22 protein-coding genes are annotated in these 23,580 nt (G+C 67.6%); 10 read left to right on the top strand and 12 right to left on the bottom strand.

What is annotated here, in order from left to right; translation table 11 throughout:
• The first annotated feature begins 150 nt into the window (after positions 1–150).
• Entirely contained in the window at positions 151–1,818 is a 1,668-nt protein-coding gene (locus tag BM115_RS05465; RefSeq protein ID WP_092291438.1) for an acyl-CoA dehydrogenase family protein, read from the top strand.
• 175 nt (positions 1,819–1,993) lie between these two features.
• Complete coding sequence (locus BM115_RS05460) at positions 1,994–3,535, top strand: methyl-accepting chemotaxis protein (RefSeq protein WP_092291436.1); 1,542 nt, start codon at positions 1,994–1,996, stop codon at positions 3,533–3,535.
• A 13-nt stretch (positions 3,536–3,548) separates the two neighbouring features.
• On the opposite strand, the gene BM115_RS05455 is transcribed toward BM115_RS05460, so the two are convergent.
• Positions 3,549–5,240: a GMC family oxidoreductase gene (locus BM115_RS05455; RefSeq protein ID WP_092291434.1), complete on the bottom strand. Its 1,692-nt coding sequence runs from the start codon at positions 5,238–5,240 to the stop codon at positions 3,549–3,551.
• A gap of 230 nt (positions 5,241–5,470) precedes the next feature.
• On the opposite strand from BM115_RS05455, the gene BM115_RS05450 reads away from it, so the two are divergent.
• The gene (locus BM115_RS05450; protein ID WP_092291432.1) at positions 5,471–6,874 is read left to right on the top strand and encodes a coniferyl aldehyde dehydrogenase; all 1,404 of its coding nucleotides are present in this window, start codon (positions 5,471–5,473) and stop codon (positions 6,872–6,874) included.
• A gap of 31 nt (positions 6,875–6,905) precedes the next feature.
• Here the strand turns inward: BM115_RS05450 and BM115_RS05445 are convergent, their stop codons facing one another.
• On the bottom strand, positions 6,906–7,799 hold the full coding sequence (locus tag BM115_RS05445; RefSeq protein ID WP_092291430.1) for a Kdo hydroxylase family protein: 894 nt from the start codon (positions 7,797–7,799) through the stop codon (positions 6,906–6,908).
• Positions 7,800–7,930: 131 nt separating this feature from the next.
• Positions 7,931–9,094: a methionine adenosyltransferase gene (gene metK / locus BM115_RS05440; protein WP_092291429.1), complete on the bottom strand. Its 1,164-nt coding sequence runs from the start codon at positions 9,092–9,094 to the stop codon at positions 7,931–7,933.
• Between the two features lie 325 nt (positions 9,095–9,419).
• On the opposite strand from metK, the gene BM115_RS05435 reads away from it, so the two are divergent.
• Genes BM115_RS05435 through BM115_RS05420 form a run of 4 tightly spaced genes read left to right on the top strand, consistent with a single transcriptional unit; the run spans position 9,420 to position 12,934 of the window.
• Positions 9,420–10,316, top strand: coding sequence for a lysophospholipid acyltransferase family protein (locus BM115_RS05435; protein ID WP_092291427.1), 897 nt, complete (start codon positions 9,420–9,422; stop codon positions 10,314–10,316).
• Entirely contained in the window at positions 10,313–11,206 is an 894-nt protein-coding gene (locus BM115_RS05430) for a lipid A biosynthesis lauroyl acyltransferase (protein ID WP_092291425.1), read from the top strand. The genes BM115_RS05435 and BM115_RS05430 overlap by 4 nt, the downstream gene beginning before the upstream one ends.
• A gap of 14 nt (positions 11,207–11,220) precedes the next feature.
• Entirely contained in the window at positions 11,221–12,087 is an 867-nt protein-coding gene (gene dapF, locus BM115_RS05425) for a diaminopimelate epimerase (protein ID WP_092291423.1), read from the top strand.
• A 37-nt stretch (positions 12,088–12,124) separates the two neighbouring features.
• Positions 12,125–12,934 (top strand): polyphosphate kinase 2 family protein, encoded by an 810-nt coding sequence (locus BM115_RS05420; RefSeq protein WP_092291421.1) that lies wholly within the window; start codon positions 12,125–12,127, stop codon positions 12,932–12,934.
• Between the two features lie 10 nt (positions 12,935–12,944).
• Here the strand turns inward: BM115_RS05420 and BM115_RS05415 are convergent, their stop codons facing one another.
• The gene (locus BM115_RS05415; protein ID WP_092291419.1) at positions 12,945–14,324 is read right to left on the bottom strand and encodes a DUF3734 domain-containing protein; all 1,380 of its coding nucleotides are present in this window, start codon (positions 14,322–14,324) and stop codon (positions 12,945–12,947) included.
• Positions 14,325–14,342: 18 nt separating this feature from the next.
• Positions 14,343–15,020 carry an orotate phosphoribosyltransferase gene (gene pyrE / locus BM115_RS05410; protein ID WP_092291417.1) on the bottom strand — a complete coding sequence of 226 codons (678 nt, stop codon included), beginning with the start codon at positions 15,018–15,020 and terminating at the stop codon, positions 14,343–14,345.
• Positions 15,021–15,051: 31 nt separating this feature from the next.
• Here pyrE and BM115_RS05405 point away from each other — a divergent pair, with 31 nt between their 5' ends.
• A complete protein-coding gene (locus BM115_RS05405) occupies positions 15,052–15,828 on the top strand; it encodes an exodeoxyribonuclease III (RefSeq protein WP_092291415.1) in 777 nt (258 codons plus the stop codon).
• A 36-nt stretch (positions 15,829–15,864) separates the two neighbouring features.
• Here BM115_RS05405 and BM115_RS05400 read toward each other — a convergent pair whose 3' ends face one another.
• Both BM115_RS05400 and BM115_RS05395 read right to left on the bottom strand, forming a co-directional pair.
• On the bottom strand, positions 15,865–16,266 hold the full coding sequence (locus BM115_RS05400; RefSeq protein WP_092291413.1) for a type II TA system antitoxin MqsA family protein: 402 nt from the start codon (positions 16,264–16,266) through the stop codon (positions 15,865–15,867).
• A gap of 30 nt (positions 16,267–16,296) precedes the next feature.
• Positions 16,297–16,593: a type II toxin-antitoxin system MqsR family toxin gene (locus tag BM115_RS05395; protein ID WP_092291411.1), complete on the bottom strand. Its 297-nt coding sequence runs from the start codon at positions 16,591–16,593 to the stop codon at positions 16,297–16,299.
• Positions 16,594–16,755: 162 nt separating this feature from the next.
• Here BM115_RS05395 and argC point away from each other — a divergent pair, with 162 nt between their 5' ends.
• Positions 16,756–17,703 (top strand): N-acetyl-gamma-glutamyl-phosphate reductase, encoded by a 948-nt coding sequence (gene argC / locus BM115_RS05390; protein ID WP_092291409.1) that lies wholly within the window; start codon positions 16,756–16,758, stop codon positions 17,701–17,703.
• Between the two features lie 75 nt (positions 17,704–17,778).
• Here the strand turns inward: argC and BM115_RS05385 are convergent, their stop codons facing one another.
• On the bottom strand, positions 17,779–18,252 hold the full coding sequence (locus BM115_RS05385; protein WP_092291407.1) for an excinuclease ATPase: 474 nt from the start codon (positions 18,250–18,252) through the stop codon (positions 17,779–17,781).
• A 116-nt stretch (positions 18,253–18,368) separates the two neighbouring features.
• On the bottom strand, positions 18,369–19,289 hold the full coding sequence (locus BM115_RS05380) for a M48 family metallopeptidase (protein WP_177219863.1): 921 nt from the start codon (positions 19,287–19,289) through the stop codon (positions 18,369–18,371).
• A gap of 148 nt (positions 19,290–19,437) precedes the next feature.
• Here BM115_RS05380 and BM115_RS05375 point away from each other — a divergent pair, with 148 nt between their 5' ends.
• Positions 19,438–20,721 carry a muropeptide transporter gene (locus BM115_RS05375; RefSeq protein ID WP_092291405.1) on the top strand — a complete coding sequence of 428 codons (1,284 nt, stop codon included), beginning with the start codon at positions 19,438–19,440 and terminating at the stop codon, positions 20,719–20,721.
• 6 nt (positions 20,722–20,727) lie between these two features.
• On the opposite strand, the gene BM115_RS05370 is transcribed toward BM115_RS05375, so the two are convergent.
• The 3 genes from BM115_RS05370 to BM115_RS05360 form a co-directional block, all read right to left on the bottom strand.
• Entirely contained in the window at positions 20,728–21,558 is an 831-nt protein-coding gene (locus tag BM115_RS05370; RefSeq protein WP_092291403.1) for an acyl-CoA thioesterase, read from the bottom strand.
• A gap of 71 nt (positions 21,559–21,629) precedes the next feature.
• The gene (metW, locus tag BM115_RS05365; protein ID WP_092291401.1) at positions 21,630–22,241 is read right to left on the bottom strand and encodes a methionine biosynthesis protein MetW; all 612 of its coding nucleotides are present in this window, start codon (positions 22,239–22,241) and stop codon (positions 21,630–21,632) included.
• Positions 22,238–23,416, bottom strand: a complete 1,179-nt coding sequence (locus BM115_RS05360; protein WP_092291399.1) for a homoserine O-succinyltransferase MetX — start codon at positions 23,414–23,416, stop codon at positions 22,238–22,240. Before BM115_RS05360 ends, metW begins: the two co-directional genes overlap by 4 nt.
• Between the last annotated feature and the right edge of the window lie 164 nt (positions 23,417–23,580).

Genomic DNA, 23,580 nt, shown 5'->3' with positions numbered 1-23,580 from the left:
ATCGACTGACCAATGCTGCGCTGCACGATGGCGGACGATGTGGACGTCCCAGCGCATTTTGCCCGGGAATGCGCGCGTTTCCCGAACGCGGCAGTTGCCGTACCATCGGCCGTACCATCGACGCAGCCCGCCCCATCTCCAGGAGCCGCCATGTCCGATTCCAGCGCAGCGACCCACGCCGTGTTCAATCAGGTGCCGGACCTCTCCGGCTACAACCTGTTCGAGACCGACCCCGGCCTGCGGGCCGCGCTGGAACGGCTCGGTGGCGGATGGCACGCCGGCGCGCTCGGGGCCTTCGGCGCCCGGCTTGGCGAACCCGAGGTGCAGGCGTGGGCCGCCGATGCCAACCGCCTGACGCCGGAACTCCACACCCACAGCCGCACCGGCGAGCGCATCGACGCGGTGACCTTCCATCCGTCCTGGCACGCCCTGCTCGGGCTGCTGCGCGGCCAGCAGTTGCAGGCGCTGCCCTTCGCCCAGCCGCGCCCCGGCGCCTGGGCCGCGCGCACGGCCGGCTACTTCCTCCAGGCCCAGGTGGAGTCGGGCTCGCTCTGCCCCACCACCATGACGCTGGCCAGCATTCCGGTGCTGCGCAAGGAACCCGCGCTGTTCCGCGACCTCGAACCCCGGCTCTATGCCGCCGAGCACGACGCCCGCGACCTGCCCTGGCGCGACAAGACCGCCGTGATGATCGGCATGGGCATGACCGAGAAGCAGGGCGGCTCCGACGTACGCGCCAACACCACCGTCGCCCTGCCCATGCGCGGCGAGGGCCGGGGCGCCGAATACGCGCTGACGGGCCACAAGTGGTTTTTCTCCGCGCCGATGTGCGACGCCCATCTGGTCGTGGCGCGCATGGGTGGCCCCGAGGGGCCGCTCTCGTGCTTCTTCGTGCCACGCTTCCGTGACGATGGCAGCAAGAACCCGATCGAAATCCAGCGCCTCAAGGACAAGCTCGGCAACCGCTCCAACGCGAGCAGCGAGGTCGAGTTCCGGGGCGCCACGGGCATCCTGATCGGCGAGGAAGGCCGCGGCATCCCCACCATCATCGAGATGGCCACCAACACCCGGCTCGACTGCGTGATCGGCAGCGCGGCCCTGCTGCGCGCGGCGCTGGTGCAGTCGCTCCATCACGCGCGCCACCGCATGGCGTTCGGCAAGCTGCTGGCCGACCAGCCGCTGATGCGCAACGTGCTGGCCGACCTCGCCCTGGAGTCCGAGGCCGCCACGCAGATGATGATGGCCCTCGCCCACGCCTTCGAGCATGCCGACGACGACCCGCTCGCCGCCGCGTGGAAGCGCGTGGTCACGCCGGCCGCCAAGTTCTGGATCTGCAAACGCGCGCTGGAAGCCACTGGCGAGGCCATGGAGGTCTGGGGCGGCAACGGCTATGTCGAGGAAGGCCCGATGGCGCGGCTCTACCGCGAGGCGCCGGTCAATTCGATCTGGGAAGGCTCGGGCAACGTGATGTGCCTGGACGTGCTGCGCGCCCTGCAACGCAATCCCGACGATGGCGCGCGCGTGCTGCAGGACCTCGCCCGCCTCTCCCACGGCCATGCGGCGGTGCGTGCCGAGTTGGCCTCGCTGCAGGGCATGCTGCGCGAGCCTGCCGATCAACTCGAAGCGAGCGCGCGCCGCTTCGCACAGGGGCTGGTGCTGACCGCGCAGGCGGCGCTGATGATCGCCCATGCGGACCCGGAATCGGCCGAACTGTTCGTCGCCAGCCGGCTCGGGCGGCAGCACGGGCGCGTGTTCGGGACGTTAGATGCCGATCCCATCACATTGCAGCGCGTGGCGGTTCGGGCGTGGCCGGCTTGATGGCGGAACTGCCCGTTTTTGTCCGGAAATCGCACTAGGAAATGGCGCAGCGCATCAAAAGCCGCTTCAGGGGTAGCGAGGGGCGCCGTAAACGTTGAGGCGACGGGCTACGAGCCTGCCTGCATTCCAGTCGCCACTCCGAGCACTGCGACAAAGCATGTGCCGTCCACACCCCATGAATATCAGTCAACGCCTGCTTCTCACGCTGTCCCTCGCCGTGTTCGCCCTTATATCTGTCGGCTTCGGCGGCATCTGGCAACTCAACCGGTCCGAAGACCGCCTCGAATACTTCAACGACAACACGCTCGCCAGCGTACGGCACCTGAACGGCGTCTATGACGCCGTGGCGTCGATGCGCGTGTTGCTGCATCGCCACGCGATGACCGACGACAACGTCGCCAAGCAAGAGGCCGAGGTCTCGCTCGACAAGGCCAGCAAACGTTTCGACGAACTCATCGCCACCTATGAGCGCGAAGACATCTCCGACGACGCCGACCGCAAGCTGCTGGAGGCGGACCGCGAGGCCGCGAAACAGTATCGTGCCGAATTCGCCACTTTCCTCGACCGCTCCAATAACAACGACTACGCGGCCACGCAGAAGATGCTGACCGACGGCACGCTGAATGCGTCGTATCGGGCACTTCGCAAGGCCATCGACACGCACGTCGAATACAACACCAAGATGGGCGACGCCGCCGTGGCCGAGAACAAGGCCCAGCACACCCACGTGGTGCGGCTGTTCCTGGTCGTCATCGCGCTCGTGGTGGGCTTCATCGTCTTCATGGCCGTGTCGCTCTATCGGCGCATCAAGCACAGCCTGGCCGACATCCAGGGCACGCTCGAGCACGTGAGCCAGACGCTGGACCTCGACCATCGCGCGCCGGTGGCGCGGATGGACGAGATCGGCCAGACCGCGCACGCCTTCAACGCGCTGATCGAGCGCGTGGCGCAGACCCTGCGCGAGGTGCGCCAGTCCACCGATTCGGTCGGCGTGGCCGCCGGGCAGATCGCGGCCGGCAATGTGGACCTGTCGTCGCGCACCGAGCAGCAGGCGGCGTCGCTCGAGGAAACCGCGTCGAGCATGGAAGAACTGACCACCACCGTGCGCCAGAACGCCGAGAACGCGCGCCAGGCCAGCTCGCTGGCGGCCAACGCCGCCGAGGTGGCCGACGCCGGCAACCAGGCCGTGCAGCAGATGGTGGACACGATGGGCGCCATCAGCGGCAGCTCCGAGCGCATCGCCGAGATCACCAACCTGATCGAGGGCATCGCCTTCCAGACCAACATCCTCGCGCTGAACGCCGCCGTGGAAGCCGCCCGCGCCGGCGAGCAGGGCCGTGGCTTCGCGGTCGTGGCCGGCGAGGTGCGCAGCCTGGCGCAGCGCTCGTCCAGCGCCGCCAAGGAAATCAAGGAGTTGATCGAGGCCTCGGTGAACACCGTGCGCACCGGCTCGACCCAGGCCCACGGCGTGGGCGGCACGATGACCGAGATCCGCCAGGCCGTGAAGCGCGTGTCGGACATCATCTCGGAGATCGCCGCTGCCTCGCAGGAGCAGAGCGCCGGCATCGAACAGGTGGGCCACGCGGTGGGCCAGATGGATCAGGTCACGCAGCAGAACGCCGCGCTGGTCGAGGAAGCCGCCGCCGCCGCCCAGTCCCTGGACGAGCAGGCCGGCAAGCTGCGCGACTGCGTGGGGCAGTTCCGGATGGCCGGCTGACGTTCGACCGGCTTCAGTCCGCCGCCACGCCAGCGACCGACTCGCGGATACGCAGCGTCACGCGCGGCGCGTAGCGGATCAGGTCGTGCGCGCGCTCGCCGATCATGATGGCGGGCGCGTTGGTGTTGCCGCCGACCAGCGTCGGCATGATCGACGCATCGACCACGCGCAGCCCCTCCACGCCGCGCACCCGTAGCTGCGGGTCCACCACCGCCAGCGGGTCCATGCCCATGCGGCAGGTGCCCACGGGGTGGTAGATCGTGTCCGCCTGGCGGCGGATCAGCGCGCGCACGGCGTCATCGTCGCTGCCATCGAGCCGCAGGTCCGCCGAATACAGCTCCCGGCCGCCAAACGCGGCCAGCGGGGGCTGGTCGAAAATGGCGCGCACGATGCGCAGCCCGGTGACCATCCCTTCCATGTCTTGTGGATCGGACAAGTAGCGCGGATCGATGGCTGGCGCCTCGCGCATATCCGCCGACACCAGCCGCACCACGCCCCGGCTGCGCGGGCGCAGCAGGCAGACATGGCAGGAATAACCATGCCCGCGATTGACGCGGCGCATGTGGTTGTCCGCCATCCCCACCACGAAATGCAGTTGCAGGTCCGGCTCGTCGAGGTCCGGGCGGCTGCGCACGAAGGCGCCCGCCTCGGCGAAATTCGACGTCATCATGCCGGCGTTCTCGCGGCGGTAGCGCCGCATCTCGGCCAGCAGCCGCCAGGCCCCGGCCAGCGAGATCCCGAACAGCGCCGTGGCCGCCACGCGCTTGTGCAGGATGATGTCGAGATGGTCCTGGAGGTTCTCGCCCACGCCGGGCAGGTCGTGCACCACGGCCACGCCGTGCCCGCGCAGATGCGCCGCCGGGCCGATGCCGGACGCCATCAGCAACTGCGGCGAGCCGAACGTGCCGGCGCTGACGATGACCTCGCGGCGCGCGCGCAGCACCACTTCCACCCCATCGCGCCGGGCCAGCACGCCCACCGCGCGGCGCCCTTCGAACAGGATCCGCAGCACCTGCGTGCCGGTGAGCACATGCAGGTGCGAGCGCCCGCCGTTGCAGGCGCGGTCGCGCACGTTGCCGCCGTGCAGGTAGGCGCGCGCGGCGTTCCAGCGCTCGCCGTTGTGCTGGGTCACCTGGTACCAGCCGGCGCCCTCCTGCTCGTCGCCATTGAAATCGTCGTTGCGGGGCAGGCCGGCCAGTTCGGCGGCATCGAGGAAATGCTGGCCGAACGGGTTGGGCGAGCACAGGTCGCTGACGTGGAGGGGGCCGGTGCCGCCGTGCAGTGGATCGTCGTCGTGGCCGGCCACGCGGGCGTTGCATTCGGCGCGGCGGAAGACGGGCAGGACGTCGTCCCACGACCAGCCGTCGCAGCCGGCGGCGGCCCAGCCGTCGTAGTCAGCCGGGCGGCCCCGCATATAGATCATGGCGTTGATCGACGATGACCCGCCCAGGCCCCGGCCGCGTGGCTGGTAGCCGCGCCGGCCGTCCAGCGCGGCCTGCGGCACGGTCTCGTAGCCGTAGTTGCGGCGGCCGGCGCGCGGCAGCATCGCACCGCAGCCGGCGGGTGTGCGCACCAGCACATGGTGATCGTGGCCGCCGGTTTCGATCAGGCCGATGGAGTCGGTGCCGCTGTCGGCCAGCCGGCCGGCGAGCGCGCAGCCGGCCGAGCCGGCCCCCACGACGAGATAGTCAAAGATCGCTTCCATCTGTCTCCTCGCCTGCCTGTGTCCCCGGCCCACCGCGAAAATCCAGTGTAGGCGCTGGGGCCGGCGGAATGAAGCCGGGCGACTACCGGCAAAAGACCGCGGCCGGTGCACGCGGCGTTTGGGGGCCGTCCTCCATTGCGGGAACGGGGCGGCTGGCTTATGGTGCGCGATGGTGCGCGGGCCTTGCGCCCTTCCCATGCAGCCCCCTCGGACAGCCAGGAGACCGCCAGATGAGAGAAGTTCCCGCCATGTCATCGGTGTTCGACGCCATGCGCGCGGCGTCGCGGCATGACCAGACCCCGCCGTGGGATATCCGCGCGGACCGCCTGCGCCGGCTGCGGCAACTGGTGAAGACCCACCACGACGCCATCGCCGCCGCCATCAGCGCCGACTTCACCAACCGGCCGCCGCAGGAAACCGCGCTGCTGGAGGTGTTCCCGAGCCTGGCGGGTCTCGATGACGCACTGCGGCACGGCCGGCGCTGGATGCGCGAGCGCCGCGCCCGCACCGGCCTGTGGTTCCTGCCGGGGCGCTCGCGCCTGATGCCGCAGCCGCTGGGCGTGGTGGGCGTGGTGGTGCCGTGGAACTATCCGCTCTACCTGACCGTGGGGCCGCTCACTGGCGCGCTGGTGGCCGGCAACCGGGCCATGGTCAAGCTGTCCGAATACACGCCGCGGTTCTCGGCCCTGTTCGCCCAACTGGTGCAGGCCACCTTCGCGCCGGATGAGGTGTCGGTCATCAACGGCGATGCCGAGGTAGCCGCCACCTTCAGCGCCCTGCCGTTCGACCACCTGCTGTTCACCGGCTCGACCCACGTCGGCCATCACGTGATGCGCGCCGCCGCCGCCAACCTGACGCCGGTGACGCTGGAGCTGGGCGGGAAGTCGCCGGCCATCATCGGCCCCCATGCCGATTTCGACCACGCCGTGGAGCGCATCGTGGTGGGCAAGCTGCTCAACGCCGGCCAGACCTGCATCGCCCCGGACTACGTGCTGGTGCCGGAGGACCAGCGCGACCGCTTTGCCGAGGCCGCGCGCCGCTGCGTGAACCGCCTCTATCCGGACCTCGCCCGCAACCCCGACTACACCAGCATCATCAGCCCGCGCCACTTTGGCCGGCTGGTGTCGATGATCGACGCCGCGCGCGCGGCTGGCGCCGGCGTGGTGCCGCTGACCGATGCCACGCCGGACGCCGACGCGCGCCGCCTGCCGCCCGTGCTGCTGACGGACGTGCCCGGCGATGTGATGGCGATGCAGGAGGAGATTTTCGGGCCGGTGCTGCCCGTGGTGACCTATCGCACCGTGGACGAGGCCATCGGCTTCGTCAATGCGCGGCCCCGGCCGCTGGCGCTCTATCTGTTCGACCGTCGCCGCGACGTGGTGGACCACGTGATGCGCCAGACCGTGGCCGGCGGCGTCACCATTAACGACACCCTGTTCCACATCGCCCAGGACGACCTGCCCTTCGGCGGCGTGGGCCCGAGCGGCATGGGCGTGTACCACGGCCGGGCCGGCTTCGAGACGTTCTCCAAGCTCAAGCCGGTGTTCCATCAGGCCGGGCTGAACGGTGCCGGCCTGCTGCGGCCGCCTTACGGCAAGCGTTTCGCGTCGATGCTGAAGCTGTTGCTGCGCTGAATCGGGTCCGCTCGGGGACGATCGGCGGCGCTCAGGCCGCCAGCATCGGCTTGCCGAGCATGTGCGACAGCACCGCCTCGGGCGAGTGGGTGTGGTCGCTGATGGCTGCCGGGTCGAGGTAGATGGTCTGCTCCATCATCGCCCGGCCGCGCATGGCGGCGTGGAGCAGCTGGTCGCTGAACACGATCCAGGTCGCACCGGGCGGGAACTGGAACTCCTGCTGCGGCACGGTCTTCTGGTAATCCAGGTCGGCCTTGGCCAGGTCGTGCAGCTGGAGCATGCGGTGGTCGTACTCGGACCGCGTGCGCTTGGTGATGTGGAGCTGCTTCATCAGCCACGCCTGCCCCGGCCACATGCCATGCGTTTTCGGCACGAAGCGGGCGGCGAAATCCGCGAACGGCTCGCCCACGCGCCACACACGCGGCGCGGCGGGGTCGATGTTGTGGAACACGCGGAGCAGGCGCTTGCCCAGCATCGGATTGGACGGAAACGAGTCCACGTGCAGGCGGGTGTCGTCCTTGCGCCAGCTCACCGGGCGGCCGGCGATCTCGCTGGGCCGCAGCGACGTGCCTGCGCGCGTCATATGCGTCACATATTCGGGGAACAGCGTGTGGATCAGCGTCTCGCTGGAATCCGCATAGCGGCGGATCAGCGCGTAGAGATCGGCCAGATCCTGCTCACTGCCCGCGGCGCCGCGCACGGCGCGGTCATCGGCGCGCAGGTTGATGTTCTTCGACTTGCCATCGGACCAGCGGGCATCCAGGAAGCGCTCCTCGCCCGGCTGGAAGCGGAAATTCAGGTTCGGGAAGTACAGCACGGCGCCCTGCTCGAGCTGGCGGCGCAGGTCGGCGCGCACCTCGGGGGTGACGTCGGGCGCCCATTCGGTATAGGGCTGCGTGCGGATCAGGTTCAGCGGCGTCGTCATGGTCTTGGCGTGGAGGTCCGGTTGAGCGGGATTCTACTCCGCGCCGCAGCGGGTGCCACGTGGCGCCCAGATAACAAAAAACCCCGCAGGTCCCGAAGGACCGGCGGGGTTCCTGACTGCCGGACGGCCGATTACAGGCCGGCGGCGGCGCGCAGCACGGCGGCCTTGTCGGTGGCTTCCCACGAGAACTCCGGCTCCTCGCGGCCAAAGTGGCCGTAGGCGGCGCTCTTTTCGTAGATCGGGCGCAGCAGGTCCAGCATCTGGACGATGCCCTTCGGGCGCAGGTCGAAATGCTCCTGCACCAGTTCGGCGATCTTCTCGTCCGAGATCTTGCCGGTGCCTTCCGTGTACACGGTCACGTTGATCGGGCGGGCCACGCCGATGGCGTAGCTGACCTGCACCTGGCACTGGCGCGCCAGGCCGGCGGCGACCACGTTCTTGGCGACGTAGCGGGCGGCGTAGGCGGCCGAGCGGTCCACTTTCGACGGGTCCTTGCCCGAGAACGCGCCGCCACCGTGCGGCGAGGCGCCGCCGTAGGTGTCGACGATGATCTTGCGGCCGGTCAGGCCGCAGTCGCCCTGCGGGCCGCCAATCACGAAGCGGCCGGTCGGGTTGACCAGGTACTTGGTGTCCTTGAGCATCGCGGCCGGCAGCACCGGCTTGATGATTTCCTCGATCACGGCTTCGCGGATCTGGGCCTGGGTGATGTCCGGGGCGTGCTGGGTGGACAGCACGACGGTATCCACGCTGTGCGGGCGGCCGTCGAGGTAGCGCACGGTGACCTGCGACTTGGCGTCCGGGCGCAGCCAGGACAGGCGGCCGTCACGGCGCAGCTGCGACTGGCGCTCCACCAGACGGTGTGCGTAGTAGATCGGGAACGGCATCAGTTCGGGCGTCTCATCGCACGCGTAGCCGAACATCAGGCCCTGGTCGCCAGCACCCTGGTTCAGGTAGTCGTCCGAGGCGCGGTCCACGCCCTGGGCGATGTCCGGCGACTGCTTGTCGTACGCCACCAGCACGGCACAACCCTTGTAGTCGATGCCGTAGTCGGTGTTGTCGTAGCCGATGCGCTTGATGGTGTCGCGGGCGACCTGGATGTAGTCCACGTTGGCCGTGGTGGTAATTTCACCGGCCAGCACCACCAGACCGGTGTTGCAGAGCGTCTCGGCCGCCACGCGGGCGTACTTGTCCTGGGCCAGGATGGCGTCCAGGACGGCGTCCGAGATCTGGTCAGCAACTTTATCGGGATGGCCTTCGGAGACAGATTCCGAAGTGAACAGGAAGTCGTTTGCCACGAGCTTGTTTCTCCAAGGTTAGCCAAGATTGGCTGTGAGTCGGCTATTGCGTGCCACCCTCGGGAAACGATGCGGCGACGCTTTAGCGGTATTTTCAGACCGCTCTGGAGAGAGCGGCATCGCCCCGCAAGTTGTCAGTTAACTCGGCGATACAGGCTATTATACGCGCCTGCCGCGTGCGCTGCAGTACTCCGGCGCGGCGCGCCGCACAGTGCACCGCGCGCACGGAGGCAGCAGGACGTGTAGCCGGTACGATACCGTGCCTGCCTCGCGCGCGATTCCCCGTCGACAAGCCTTTTTTGCCCGTATTTCCACGTTTGGCCCCATGACCTTTATCTTCTGGCTCATCTCTCTCCTGCCCCTGCGCGTGCTGCACGCCATCGGCGGCGCGCTGGGCCTGCTCGCGGCGCGGCTACCGGGCCGCTATGGCCAGCGCCTGACCGAGAACTTCCGCCACGCCTACCCGGACGTCACCGACGCCATGCTGGCCGAGGCCGCGCGCGCCACGGGCCGCCTGATCCTGGAAATGCCGTACTTCTGGAGCCGCAAGACGCTGGACGCCGCGCTCTACAACTTCGACGACTCGCTCTGGCCCACGCTGAACCGGCTCCAGATGCAGGCCAACGGCATCATCATCCTGACCCCGCACCTGGGCTGTTTCGAAGTGCTGCCGCAGTCGCATGCGGTGCATCGGCCCGTAACCGTGCTGTTCAAGCCGCCGCACCAGCAGTGGCTGCGCGACTTCGTCGAACGGATGCGAAGCCGGCCGGGCATCTCGATGGCGCCTGCCACGCCGCGCGGTGTGCGGATGCTGGTCAAGGCGCTCAAGCGCGGCGAGGCCGTCGGCATCCTGCCCGATCAGGTGCCGAGTGCCGGAGACGGCGCCTGGGCGCCGTTCTTCGGCAAGCCGGCCTATTCGATGACGCTGGTGCACCGCCTGCACCGCCTGACCAACGCGCCGGTGGTGATGATGTTCGCCGAGCGCCTGCCCAAGGGCGCCGGCTATGTCGGCCATATGCGCCTGGTGGGCTGTGGCGGCGTGCTGGCCGCCGAGGTGGAGGCCGCCGCCGCCCAGATCAACCGCGCGGTCGAGGAGTCGATTGCGATGGTGCCCACCCAGTACCTCTGGGGCTACAACCGCTACAAGCAGCCCACCGGCGCCCCGCCGCCCCCCGACCTGACCAGCCAGCCGCAGGCGGCCCCCCAAGACATCATCCAATGAGCCGAATCTTTACCTGGCTCGGCATCGGCCTGCTGACCGTGCTGGGCAAGTTGCCGTATCCGTTCGTCGCGCGCTTCGGCGAAGGGCTGGGCGGCCTGCTTTACCGGATTCCGAACGGCCGCCGCGAGGTGGTGCGCGCCAACCTGCGGCTCTGTTTCCCGGAAAAATCCGAGGCCGAGATCGACGAGATGTCGCGCGAGACCTTCCGCCACATCTTCCGCAGCTTTGCCGAGCGCGGCATCTTCTGGACCGGCAGCGAGGCGCAGATGCGCCGCTGGGTGCAGATCGACGACCAGGCCAACCTTGTGGCGCTGGACGGCAAGCCCCATATCCTCGTGACCATGCACCTCTCGGGCGTGGAGGCGGGCGCGATCCGGCTGACCATCCACCTGCGCGACCACGTGGGCCGCTCCGGGGCTTCGCTGTATACAAAGCAGAAGAACGCGCTGTTCGACGATTTCCTGAAGCACGCGCGTGGCCGCTTCGGCGCCAACATGATCTCGCGCAACGACAGCGCGCGGAACATCCTGCGCTGCCTGAAGAAGGGCGAGGCGCTGCAACTGATCGCCGACATGGACTTCGGCGAGCGCGACTCGGAATTCGTGCCGTTTTTCGGCGTGGAGGCGCTCACGCTGACCTCCGTGTCGCGGCTGGCGCGGCTGACCGGCGCCAAGGTCGTGCCGATCTATACCGAGATGCTGCCCGACTACAAGGGCTATGTGCTGCACATCCTGCCCGCCTGGGACGACTACCCCGGCGACAGCGTGACCGACGACACGCGGCGCATGAACGCCTTCTTCGAGGACGCCATCCGCCCGCGCGTGACCGAGTACTACTGGGTGCACAAGCGCTTCAAGCATCGGCCACCCGGCGAGCCAGAGATTTACTAGCTACAATCCGAGCCATGAAACTCCAGTTCACCAAGATGCACGGCGCCGGCAACGACTTCGTCGTGCTGGACGGCATCCACCAGACGCTCGACCTGACCGAGGCCCAGTGGCGCGCGCTCGCCAGCCGGCACTTTGGCGTGGGCGCGGACCAGATCCTGATCGTCGAGAAATCGACGCGCCCGGACGTTGACTTCCGCTACCGGATCTTCAATGCCGATGGCGGCGAGGTGGAGCATTGCGGCAACGGCGCGCGCTGTTTCGTGCGCTTTGTCACGGACAAGGGCATGACCGACAAGCGCTCGGTGCGCGTGGAGGTGATGAACGGCGTGATCACGCTGACCCTGCAGGACGACGGCCAGGTCACGGTGGACATGGGCGCGCCCGAGCTGACGCCGGCGCGCGTGCCGTTCCTCGCCGAGGGCCTGCCGACACGCCGCGAGGGCGACGACACGCTCTATGGCCTCGAAGTGAACGGCCGCACGGCGTGGATCACGCCGGTGTCGATGGGCAATCCGCACGCGGTGCAGGTCGTGGACGATACCGAGCAGTTCCCGGTGCTCCAGGACGGCCCGGTGATCGAACACCATCAGACGTTTCCGAAGCGGGTGAACGCCGGCTTCATGCAGATCGTGGACCGCAGCACCGTGCGGCTGCGCGTGTTCGAGCGCGGCGCCGGCGAGACGCTGGCCTGCGGCACGGGCGCCTGCGCGGCCGTGGTGGCCGGCATCCGGCGCGGTCTGCTGGACTCGCCGGTCAAGGTCCACACCCATGGCGGCGACCTGACCATCGCCTGGAACGGCGCGGGCCAGCCCGTGCAGATGACCGGCCCGGCGACCACCGTGTTCGAAGGCACTATTGACCTCGCCGCACTGAACGCGTGACTATGGGGGCTCCGCAGGCCACGCCACCGGAGACCCCATGACGCTGGACGATTTCCGCATCACCAGTAGTAAAAAATTCAATCTGGCCGATTTCGACCCGCACAGCAAACCGCTGTCGCAGGGCGACAAGGCCGCCGACCTCGCGCGGCTGGAGGCCCTCTCGGGCGAACTCGACGCGCTCCAGGACATCTTCTACGCCGAGCACCGCCGCAAGGTGCTGGTCATCCTGCAGGGCATGGATACCAGCGGCAAGGACGGCACCGTGCGCTCGGTCTTCCGCAGCTTCGATCCGCTTGGCATCCGCGTGGTGAGCTTCAAGGCCCCTACCGCCGAGGAACTGGCGCGCGACTACCTGTGGCGCGTGCACGCGCAGGTGCCCCGCGCCGGCGAGATCGCGCTGTTCAATCGCAGCCACTACGAGGACGTGCTGATCACGCGCGTGCATGGCTGGATCGATGAGGCCGAGTGCGAGCGCCGCTACAAGCAGATCCGCGCGTTCGAATCCCTGCTGACCGATACCGGCACGACCATCGTGAAGTGCTTCCTCCATATTTCGAAGGACGAGCAGAAGGCGCGGCTCGAGGCGCGCATCGCCGATCCCCAGAAGCACTGGAAGTTCGACCCGCAGGACCTGGCCGAGCGCAAGTTCTGGAAGGAATATCAGGAAGCCTACGAAGCTGCCATCGCGGCCACGGCCACGCCGAGTTGCCCCTGGTATGTCGTGCCGGCCGACTCGAAGACCCACCGCAACCTGATGGTGGGCGAGATTGTGGCGGCCGTGTTCCGGCAGCTCAAGCCGGCATACCCGCCGCCGAAGCCGGAACTGGCGAAGCTAAAGGTGGAGTAGGCGCCGGGGGTCAGTCGCTGCCGTTGCCGCGATGCACATCGTGGGTGACGAACGGCCGCTCGGGGCCGGGCATCGCCAGCCATTTGGGGTGCTTGAGCGTGTCGCGGATATCGTCGAGCCCGCTCGCCCAGTGCTCGTGCATCGTCAGCAGGCCGAACTGGTAGTCCTTGGCGCTGCCCTCGAACGACTTGTCGCGGTAGATCAGCTGGATCACGTTACGGCGCGCGTCGCAGGCATGGTCGGCGGCGCGCTTGTACCAGGGGTCGTCGCGCTTGGAAGCCGGCACCAGTGCCATCAGTTCGCTCAGCATGCGGCGATAGTTCTGCTGCTCGCGCATCACGTCCGTGATGGCGCGCGTGCGGCTGGAATACTGGATGTCCTTCTGGCGCTCGGCCACGTCAAGCAGATTGTGCGGCAGCTTGCCGCGCGCGCTCCAGAGGTCCACCTGGAAGATCAGGGCGTCCCGGCGCGGCTGGGCGGTCAGCACCTCCTGGAGCGGCGTGTTCGAGACCAGGCCGCCGTCCCAGTAATACTCGCCATCGATCTCCACGGCCGGGAACCCGGGCGGCAGCGCGCCGGACGCCATGAAGTGCTCGGCGCGCAGCCGCTGGCGCGTGTTGTCGAAATACGCGAAATTACCCGTGCGCACGTTCACGGCACCCACCGAGACGCGCATCTCCTTCGGATGGTTGATGCGGTCGAAATCGGCAAAACGCTCCAGCGTGGCCTTCAGCGGCCCAGTGTCGTAATAGCTGGCGCGGCCCGGGTCTTCACCGCGGCCCCAGAGATCGGCGATAGCGCGTGGCGAGAAGAAGCCGCGCTGGCCTTCGATCATCGCGCGGGCGGCGTTGAGGCTGTCGAACCAGATCCGCATCGGCTCCGGCCACGTGGGCGCGGTCTCCGTCAGCAGCTCCAGCGGCAGGCCGGGCAGCCACGGCTGGGCGCAGATGTATTCCCAGAACGCGCGCAACTGCGTCACGCGGGTTTCAGGCGGATTGCCGGCGATGACCGCCGCGTTGAGCGCGCCGATCGAGATACCCGCGATCCAGTTCGGATGAATGCCGCCTTCGGCCAGGCCCTGGTAGACACCGGCCTGGTAGGCACCGAGCGCGCCGCCGCCTTGCAGCACCAGCGCGCGGATCGCATAGGCTTCGTGGGCGGGGCCGTCGCCCGGCAGCGCATCAGGGGCGCAGTGGTCGCTCACTGCGGCGCGCTTGGGCGCCCTGGTGCGCTTCGCCCGGGCCGGCGTGGCCGTCGATGCGGAATCCTGCGGTGGCGCGCCCTGTTCGCCCAGTTCGCGCCCGATTGCCTGCTTGGTCGCCTGTTTTACCTGCTGTTGCCGCTTGCCCGCCACGCCATGCTCCCTCGAAGTTGAGCCGGGGCGCCCCATGGCGCCCGCTCCGGCGCGTCAGACGCCGTACGTCTGACGATAGGCCGCCACGGCCGCCCGGGAGTTCCCGAGCGCGGGGTCGTTCGACGCGTCGAGGTAGGCCAGCAGGTCCTTGAGGCTGGCGATCGAGATCACGGGCACGCCGTATTCGCGCTGCACGTCCTGCACGGCCGAATGCGTGCCGATGTTGTCGGCGGTGCCGCTCTTTTCCATGCGGTCCAACGCGATCAGCACGGCGGCCGGCTCGGCGCCGGCGGCGCGAATCAGCTGCATCGACTCCCGCACGGAGGTGCCGGCCGAGATCACGTCATCGATGATCACCACCTTGCCCTGCAGCTTGGCGCCGACCAGCGTGCCGCCTTCGCCATGGTCCTTGGCTTCCTTGCGGTTGTAGGCAAACCCCACGTCCCGGCCCATGCCGGCCAGCGCCACCGCCGTGGCCGAGGCCAGCGTGATGCCCTTGTAGGCCGGCCCGAACAGCACGTCGAACTCGAGGCCCGAGTTGAGCAGGGTTTTCGCATAGAATTGCGCCACCTGACCCAGCATCGCGCCCTGATTGAACAGGCCGGCGTTGAAGAAGTAAGGCGACTTGCGGCCCGCCTTGGTCACGAACTCGCCAAAGGACAGCACGCCCGCATCGAGCGCGAAGCGGATAAAGGTCTGGCTGAGGTCGTCCGGCGTGGTCTGCTGCGTCATCTTTTCTCTCTGAATTTCAAAATTTCCCGAGATGTTACGGATTATCAGCGCCAACCTCAACGGCATCCGCTCCGCGGCCAAGAAGGGCTTTTTCGAGTGGATGGGCAAGCAGGACGCGGACATGATCTGCGTGCAGGAACTGAAAGCCCAGGAAGCCGACATGACCGAGGCGTTCCTGGCGCCACATGGCTACCACGGCTTTTTCCACTATGCCGAGAAGAAAGGTTACAGCGGCGTGGGCCTGTACACGCGCCACAAGCCCGAGCGGGTGGTCACCGGCTTCGGTGTACCCGAGTTCGACGCCGAGGGCCGCTACGTGGAAGTGCAGTATCCACACCTTGCGGTGATCTCCGTCTACGTGCCGTCCGGCTCCAGCGGCGAAGAACGCCAGCAGGCCAAGTTCCGCTTCATGGAGGCGTTCCTGCCCCACCTGCTGCAACTGAAGGCCAGCGGGCGCGAGATCGTCTTGTGCGGTGACGTCAACATCGCCCACAAGGAAATCGACATCAAGAACTGGAAGGGCAACCTCAAGAACTCCGGTTTCCTACCCGAGGAGCGCGCCTGGATTGGCCAACTGTTCGATAGCCACGGCTACGTGGACGTCTTCCGCCAGCTCGACCAACGCCCGGACCAGTACACCTGGTGGAGCAACCGCGGCCAAGCCTACGCGAAGAACGTCGGCTGGCGCATCGACTACCACCTGACCACCGACAAGATCGCCGCCACGGCCCGCGCCTGCGCCATCTACAAGGACGAGAAGTTCAGCGACCACGCCCCGCTGTCGATCGACTACGATTTTCCGCTGTAGGCGGGGCGCCCGGGCGGGATGCCGGGGCCGGCGCGCTCAGTTGGCGCGGATTTCTTCCAGCAGGTTCGGGTGGCGATCCAGCAACTTGAGCAGCTTTACCAGCGCCAGCGGCGGCTTGGTCCGGCCGGTCTCGTAGCGCGAGAACGCATTGACCCCGCCGCCGAAGATCTCGCCAGCCTCCCGCTGGTCGAGTTCCAGCTTGCGGCGCACCGACACGATGAACGCCGGATCGACGATAGCGGCGTTGACCTGCTTGTTGAAGGCAACCATCAACTGGCCGATCCGCTCATCTTCATCGAGATCAAGAACCCCTTCACCGCAGGCGGGACACCAGTCCGCCAGCACGCCTTCGATCACCATGGTTTCGCCGCGATAGTCGTAGGGCATGTCCTGCCGCTCCCTGACCAGTTCGGATCCTCCGCATTCCGGGCATCTCATATCCCGACTCCTTTTTCGAGGTGGTGCTCTTTACAGCACCTTGAATGACACAATCACCAGTTGCTCGATCACGCTGAGCTTCAGGTAGAGCGACCCATAGGGGGTGACGGGGTGGTAGACGTCCTGCCAGACTCGATGATCCGCGTGCGTTGTCATGCTCTTATACAAGTCGCTTCGCTCAAGCCGCGCCAGGATGTCAATCACCTCCCTCCGACTCAACCCCATTGCCCGATAGCTCCGGGAAGCTGAGGTGGTGAACCGCAACCTCCCCTCCGTCACCAACGCCCTCACCACAGAGAGCTTGTAATGCGCTGACGATTTCTCCATGCAAAATTAACCTACTTGGTTATTACCTGCAAGCCCCGGAATGTGTCGGACCGCAACCGCCTCTCCCGCGTAAACCCTGCGCCCAACCCCTAACCTCGCTACAATGCAGGTTCGCTGCCCCGTTGGGCAGGCGACTTTTCGCATTTTCAGAGTGAGTCAGCCATGGTTTTCAAAGTGTTCGTCGATGGTCAGGAAGGCACCACCGGTCTCCGGCTGCTGGACTACCTCTCGGGTCGCTCCGATGTGGAGCTGCTGCGCATTGCCGATGACAAGCGCAAGGACCCGCAAGAGCGAGCACGCTTCCTGAATGCCTCGGATGTCTCGTTCCTGTGCCTGCCGGACGTGGCCTCGCGTGAGGCCGTGTCGCTGGTGACCAATCCCAATACCTGCGTGATCGACGCCAGCACGGCGTTCCGCACCACGGACTCGTGGGCCTATGGCCTGCCCGAGCTGACCCGTGGCCAGCGCGAGAAGGTGCGCGCCAGCAAGCGCATCGCGGTGCCGGGCTGCCACGCCAGCGCCTTCGTGCTGGCCGTGCGTCCGCTCGTGGAAGCGGGCCTGATGCCGGCCGACTACCCGGTGTCGGCGTTCTCGCTGACCGGCTACAGCGGCGGCGGCAAGAAGATGATTGCCGAGTTCGAGGCGGGCGGGAATCCGCGTCTCGATAGCCCGCGCCCCTACGCGCTGAGCCTCGAGCACAAGCACCTGCCCGAGATGCGCGTGCAGGCCGGCCTGGCCCAGGCGCCGATCTTCAACCCGATCGTCGGCAACTTCCTGAAGGGTCTGGCCGTGACGGTGCCGGTGTTCCCGGCGCTGCTGTCGCGCAAGGCCGATGCCGAGGCCATCCTCGACATCTACCGCAAGCATTACGAGGGCGAGCAGTTCGTGCGCGTGCATCCGTTCAATAGCGATGCCAACCTCGACGGCGGCTTCTTCGACGTCCAGGCCAGCAACGACACCAATCGCGTGGACCTGTTCGTGTTCGGCAATGGCGAGCGCCTGAATCTGGTCGCACGCCTGGACAACCTCGGCAAGGGCGCCGCCGGCGCGGCCGTGCAATGCATGAACGTGCATGTGGGCGCCGACGAGGCGACCGGGCTGACCGCCTGACGCGTCACCAACCCGTCGCACAATAAGAAAAGCCGGCTTCGCGCCGGCTTTTCGCTTTCCTGGGATCCGGCTGGCCTAGCTGCCGGTCTTGACCAGCGTCGCCTTCAGCGCCACGCCGATATACGCCGCGCCCTTGGCGCAGACGTAGGTGGTATCGCTGGAGGTCTCGTCGTCCTTCCAGTTGCTGCGGATCTCCATCACCGCATTGCTGCCGCCCTGGGCCGCGCGCTGCTGGAGGTCCTGCACAGCCTGCACGAACACCGTTTCGCACAGCTGGGCATCCGTCAGCACCGGGCCCTCCTGCACCTTGTTCACCGGCCGGCGCACGCGCTTCACCGTCTTGTACAAGGTGGGATCCGTGGCGCCCTCAAGCCGGTTGAAGCCGAACAGCAGCTTCGTGTTCGGGTCGATGCGTTCCTTGGCGGCCTGGCTAGCCAGTGCCTGGTCGATCGGCATCGTCAGCAGCGTGTCGGCGGCGCTGGCCACGCCCGACGCGCCCGCAGCCACCAGCGCGGCCGCTACCAGGCCGCAGCGCAATCCAGTCCTCATGGTCTTTCTCCCTGATCAAGGTTGAGAATCTCAGCGCGCCAAAGCCTGTTGCAGGGGCGTTGACGCCACATTTCCATCCTACAGGAATCGCCGATAACCTGAGTCGACGGCCGTCTTTACTTTTTTAGTGGACGCTGGCTGTCGTCGTCGCCGGCATCGACCGGGGCACCGCCCAGGTTAGCCATATTGGGCGTGTGGGCGGGCAGCTTCTCCATCGGCATGTTCATGGCGCGGGCGTAGAGCGGCATCACCTCGGCCATGTGCGCCTCAAGCACCGCGATGCGGCTGCGGCCGGACGGGTGCGTGGACTTGAACTCGTCGCCCATCTCCAGCACCGTGCCCATCTTGCGCCACAGCGTGACGGCGGCGCGCGGGTCGTAGCCGGCGCGGGCGGCGATGTCCATGCCAATCAGGTCCGCCTCGGTTTCCTCGAGCCGCGAAAACCGCAGCGACACGAGCCGGGCATTGTTGCCGATATCGAAATTGCCGAGATTGCCGAAGCCGGTCAGCTGGGACACCACGTTGGCGCCAAGATTCGAGATCTCGGACTGCGCCGCGCGCTGCCGGGCGTGTTCCTCCAACGCGTGGGCGATCTCGTGGCCCATCACCATGGCCACTTCGTCGTCGGTGAGCTTGAGCTGGTCGAGCAGGCCGGAATAGACCGCCATCTTGCCGCCGGGCATGCAGAACGCGTTGACCAGCTTCGACTCGATCAGGTTGATCTCCCACGCCCAGCGGCCGGCGCGTGGGTTCCACAGCACGGTCTCGGGCAGCAGCCGGATGCCGATCTCGCGCAGGCGCTTCACCTGCGGGTTGTCGTCGCCGGCCAGCGTGTGCTTGGCGATGGCTTCCTGCTTGATCTGTTCGTACTCGCGGGCAGCCTGCTGGTCGATGACTTCCATCGGCACGATCGTGCGCACGCGCGAGTAGCGGCGCTCCACGCGCACGCCGTCGTCGGGCGCGGCTACCAGGGCCACTTCCTGCGCGATGGCCGGCACGGTTGCGCACGCGGCGCAGGACCAAGCCAGCCAGGTCAGCCATCCCGGGCGCCGGGGCGTGCGGCACGGTGGCAACGGCGATTCGTTCGACGCGATCAGGGTCACGGCAGGGCTCGGCGCGATAAGGGTCGACAAACGGCGTCGAATCGATGAGTGGGGACGCAAACGGTGATGCAATAATACATCCATGACGTTCCAAGACTACCTCGACATTTTCCGCAATCGCCGCATCGGCGCCATGCTGACGCTGGGCTTCGCGTCCGGGCTGCCGCTCGCGCTGACCTCGGGCACGCTCCAGGCCTGGATGACCGTGGAGGGGCTCGACATCAAGACCATCGGCTTCTTCTCGCTGGTCGGGCAGGCGTACATCTTCAAGTTCCTGTGGGCGCCGCTGATGGACCGCTACACGCCGCCCCTGCTGGGCCGGCGGCGCGGCTGGCTGCTGGTCACGCAGCTCGGGCTGGTGGCCAGCATCGCCGCCATGGCGTTCTGCCCGCCGCGCGAGGCGCTCTGGGCGCTGGCGGCGCTGGCCACGCTGGTGGCGTTCCTGTCGGCGTCGCAGGACATTGTGTTCGATGCCTACAGCACCGACGTGCTGCGCCCGGCCGAGCGCGGCGCCGGCGCGGCGGTCAAGGTGCTCGGCTACCGGCTGGCGATGCTGGTCTCGGGCGGGCTGGCGCTGTACCTGGCGGACCGCGTGCTGGGCTGGTCCAGCATGTACCTGCTGATGGCGGCGCTGATGTCGGTAGGGCTGCTGACGCTGCTCTGGGCGCCCGAACCGGACGTGCCGGCGCGCCAGCCGCGCACGCTGGAGGAGGCCGTGGTCGGCCCGCTGCGCGACTTTTTCGGGCGCCAGGGCGCGTGGTGGCTGCTGCTGCTGATCGTGCTCTACAAGCTGGGCGATGCCTTCGCCGGCAGCCTGTCCACCACGTTCCTGATCCGGGGCCTGGGCTTCGATCCGGGCGAGGTGGGCATCGTCAACAAGACGCTGGGCCTCGCGGCCACGATCATCGGCGCGCTGTTCGGTGGGTCGCTGATGGTGCGGCTCGGGCTGTACCGGTCGCTGATGCTGTTCGGCATCCTGCAGGCGGTGTCGAACCTCGGCTACTGGGTGCTCTCGGTCACGCCGCCCCATATCTGGAGCATGGGTGCGACCATCGCCATCGAGAACATCTGCGGCGGCATGGGCACGGCGGCCTTCGTGGCGCTGCTGATGACGCTCTGCAACCGCTCGTTCTCGGCCACGCAGTACGCGCTGCTGTCCGCGCTGGCGTCGATCGGCCGGGTCTACGTGGGGCCCACCTCGGGCTATATGGTCGAAGCCTGGGGCTGGGCGCCCTTCTACCTCGGCACCGTGGTGGCGGCCGTGCCCGGCGTGGCCCTGCTCTGGGCGATGCGCGGCACGGTCCACCGCTACGAAGCCCAGGCGCGCGAGCCGGCCAAGGAGCCGGGCGTCCCTCGTCCGGCCTGATCGGCCTTATTCCTTGTAGTAGACGATCTGGTGCGACGAGGCCAGCAGCACGCCGCTGGCGCTCCAGATCTGCGCGCTCTGGTCGAAGAAGCCCTGGCGGAACACCTGCGCCCGCGCGCTGCCGAGCACGTGGCTGTCGCCCAGCGCGGCCAGCGTGGCCGCATCGGCATGGAAATAGGTCGTGATCGACACCGTGCCGGCCGGCACAAAGCCGGCGCGCTTGAGGAAAATGCGCGGATAGAAGGCGTCGCACCAGGCTGCCACAGCGGCGTAGTCGGGCGTGCGGGCCGGTTCGTCACGCAGCCAGAACTGGGTCAGGCTGTCCGGATGCTCGGTGCCGACGGCGGTTGAGGGCTTGGCGCCGCGCACCGCGCGCATGTCGTAGCTGCCGATCCAGCGCACCGGCGCGAAGCCGCCCATGCCGGGCAGGGTGTCAGCGGGCGGCACATCGGGCATGACGGCTTCGCCGCTGCCCCAGGTCTCGCGCCGCACGGCGAAGACCGCGCTGCCGGTGGTCGTCACCTCGCCGTTCTGGCGCAATTCCAGATGCCAGTGCTGGGTGGACCGGTTGGTCCGCGACGGACGCGCCTCGATCTCGAACGGCCCCTCGGCAATCGGCCCGGCGAAGTTCACCGTCAGCGCAATCGGATCGCCCAGCCGCTCGGGATGGCTCAACGCCGCCTGGAGGAGCGTGGCCGCCGTCATCCCGCCGAACGGGCCAATCATGTTCCAGTAGGCCTGGCTGGTATGACCCAGGAAGCGGTGCTCGCCGGCTGGCTCCAGCGCCAGGGCGAGGTCGAACGGATGTTGCGAGTCGGTGTGGGGCGCTTGGGTCATGGCAGAAAATAGTACGATCGTTCGGTAATCGTCGTACGGTATGCCCACCCGGCCCCCGCGTCAAGCCGGGTTCACACCGCGCAAACCCGGTACACCGCCAGGCTGCCGCGCCAGTTCTCGCCCCAGTTCACGGTCACGCCCTCGTGCATCACCACGCGGTCCAGCACGCGCAGGCCCACCTTGGGCGCCAGCCCCTCGAAGTCGCTGATGGTCAGCACACGCACGTTCGGCGTGTTGTACCACTGGTACGGCAGCGCTTCCGACACCGGCATGCGGCCCCGGAACACCGACAGCCGGTGCGGCCAGTAGCCGAAGTTCGGGAACGAGACGATGCACTCGCGTCCCACCCGCAGAGTGTCGCGCAGCACCTGGGCCGTGTTGTGGATGGTCTGGAGCGTCTGGGACAGGATCACCGTGTCGAAGCTCCGGTCCTCGAACAGCGCCAGCCCGCCCTCCAGGTCCTGCTGAATCACGTGCACGCCCTTCTGGGCGCAGGCCAGCACGCCTTCGTCGCGGATTTCGATGCCATACGCCTGCACGTCCAGTTCGTCCTGGAGCACGCGCAGCAGGCTGCCATCGCCGCAGCCGGCGTCCAGCACCGTGGAGTTGGGCTCGATCCAGCGCGCAATCGCGCGGAAGTCGGGCCGCAGCGCGAGGATATTGGGGTTGGCGGAGGCGTTCATGCGCCGATCTCCTCGGCAATGCGTTCGTAGTAGGCGCGCATCAGGTTGTGGTAGCGCGGATCGTCGAGCAGGAAGGCGTCGTGGCCGTGCGGGGCGTCGATCTCGGCGTACGAAACCGGCCGCTTGTTGTCGAGCAGCGCCTTGACCAGCTCCCGGCTGCGGTTCGGCGCGAAGCGCCAGTCGGTCGTGAAGCTCGCTACCAGGAAGCTGGCCTGGGTGTGGGAGATCGCGCGCTTCAGGTCGCCGCCGTAGGCCAGCGCCGGGTCGAAGTAATCGAGCGCGCGGGTGATCAGCAGGTAGGTGTTGGCGTCGAAGTACTCCGCGAACTTGTCGCCCTGGTAACGCAGGTAGCTTTCCACCTGGAACTCGACGTCGAACGAGAAGCGGATGTCCTCGGACTTCAGCGAGCGGCCGAATTTCTCGGCCATGTCCTCGTCGGACAGGTAAGTGATATGGCCGATCATGCGCGCCACGCGCAGGCCGCGCTTCGGCTTGACGTTGTGCGCGTAGTAGTTGCCGCCGTGGAAGTCCGGGTCCGACAGGATGGCGCTGCGCGCCACCTCGTTGAAGGCGATGTTCTGCGCCGACAGCTTGGGCGTGGACGCCACCACGATGCAGTGGCGCAGCCGGTCCGGGTACATCAGGCTCCAGGCCAGCGCCTGCATGCCGCCGAGGCTGCCGCCCATCACCGCGGCGAACTGCGTGATGCCGAACGCGTCGGCCACGCGCGCCTGGGCGTTGACCCAGTCCTCCACGGTCACCACCGGGAACAGCGCGCCGTAGGGCTGGCCGGTGGCCGGGTTGGTGCTCATCGGCCCGGTCGAGCCGAAGCAGGAACCAAGGTTGTTCACGCCGATGACGAAGAAGCGGTCGGTATCGAGCGGCTTGCCGGGGCCGACCATGTTGTCCCACCAGCCGATGTCGCGCGGATTGTCCGCCGCGATGCCGGCCACGTGGTGCGAGGCGTTGAGCGCGTGGCACACCAGCACGGCATTCGATGCCGCCGCGTTGAGCGTGCCGTAGGTTTCCACCATCAGGTCATAGCCGGCCAGCTGGCTGCCGTTGCGCAGCGGGAGCGGCTCGGCGAAGTGCATGCGCCGGGGCGTGACAACGCCGACGGAGCCAGCGGCGAGGTCGGCCTCCGGTACGGCGGCAGGAATAGCAACATCTGTCATGGAGGGGGCCCGCGGCGAGCGGGCATAAAAAAACCCGACTGGCAGTTGCGTGTGTCGCAGCCAAGTCGGGCATGTCGCGGTGTCCCGCGCGTCGGCGCCATATCGTGGATTGCTCCCGCGAGGCACCGACCCAACCTCTTTAGCCGCATTTATAGTGGCAGCCG

This window comes from Cupriavidus sp. OV096 (assembly GCF_900115455.1).
Taxonomy (GTDB): Bacteria; Pseudomonadota; Gammaproteobacteria; order Burkholderiales; family Burkholderiaceae; genus Cupriavidus.
The sequence above is the reverse complement of the archived record's forward strand: the minus strand, read 5'-3'. Positions and strand labels throughout refer to the sequence as shown.

Bases quoted from the DNA above. Each gene is read 5' to 3' on its own strand.
- BM115_RS05430 (WP_092291425.1), top strand. From the start codon at position 10,313: ATGAGCCGAATCTTTACCTGGCTCGGCATCGGCCTGCTGACCGTGCTG.
- BM115_RS05405 (WP_092291415.1), top strand. From the start codon at position 15,052: ATGTTACGGATTATCAGCGCCAACCTCAACGGCATCCGCTCCGCGGCC.
- metW (WP_092291401.1), bottom strand. From the start codon at position 22,241: ATGAACGCCTCCGCCAACCCCAATATCCTCGCGCTGCGGCCCGACTTC.
- BM115_RS05385 (WP_092291407.1), bottom strand. From the start codon at position 18,252: ATGAGGACTGGATTGCGCTGCGGCCTGGTAGCGGCCGCGCTGGTGGCT.
- BM115_RS05375 (WP_092291405.1), top strand. From the start codon at position 19,438: ATGACGTTCCAAGACTACCTCGACATTTTCCGCAATCGCCGCATCGGC.
- BM115_RS05395 (WP_092291411.1), bottom strand. From the start codon at position 16,593: ATGGAGAAATCGTCAGCGCATTACAAGCTCTCTGTGGTGAGGGCGTTG.
- BM115_RS05450 (WP_092291432.1), top strand. From the start codon at position 5,471: ATGAGAGAAGTTCCCGCCATGTCATCGGTGTTCGACGCCATGCGCGCG.
- argC (WP_092291409.1), top strand. From the start codon at position 16,756: ATGGTTTTCAAAGTGTTCGTCGATGGTCAGGAAGGCACCACCGGTCTC.
- BM115_RS05435 (WP_092291427.1), top strand. From the start codon at position 9,420: ATGACCTTTATCTTCTGGCTCATCTCTCTCCTGCCCCTGCGCGTGCTG.
- BM115_RS05420 (WP_092291421.1), top strand. From the start codon at position 12,125: ATGACGCTGGACGATTTCCGCATCACCAGTAGTAAAAAATTCAATCTG.
- BM115_RS05465 (WP_092291438.1), top strand. From the start codon at position 151: ATGTCCGATTCCAGCGCAGCGACCCACGCCGTGTTCAATCAGGTGCCG.
- BM115_RS05445 (WP_092291430.1), bottom strand. From the start codon at position 7,799: ATGACGACGCCGCTGAACCTGATCCGCACGCAGCCCTATACCGAATGG.
- BM115_RS05400 (WP_092291413.1), bottom strand. From the start codon at position 16,266: ATGAGATGCCCGGAATGCGGAGGATCCGAACTGGTCAGGGAGCGGCAG.
- BM115_RS05415 (WP_092291419.1), bottom strand. From the start codon at position 14,324: ATGGGGCGCCCCGGCTCAACTTCGAGGGAGCATGGCGTGGCGGGCAAG.
- BM115_RS05360 (WP_092291399.1), bottom strand. From the start codon at position 23,416: ATGACAGATGTTGCTATTCCTGCCGCCGTACCGGAGGCCGACCTCGCC.
- pyrE (WP_092291417.1), bottom strand. From the start codon at position 15,020: ATGACGCAGCAGACCACGCCGGACGACCTCAGCCAGACCTTTATCCGC.
- BM115_RS05455 (WP_092291434.1), bottom strand. From the start codon at position 5,240: ATGGAAGCGATCTTTGACTATCTCGTCGTGGGGGCCGGCTCGGCCGGC.
- BM115_RS05460 (WP_092291436.1), top strand. From the start codon at position 1,994: ATGAATATCAGTCAACGCCTGCTTCTCACGCTGTCCCTCGCCGTGTTC.
- dapF (WP_092291423.1), top strand. From the start codon at position 11,221: ATGAAACTCCAGTTCACCAAGATGCACGGCGCCGGCAACGACTTCGTC.
- BM115_RS05370 (WP_092291403.1), bottom strand. From the start codon at position 21,558: ATGACCCAAGCGCCCCACACCGACTCGCAACATCCGTTCGACCTCGCC.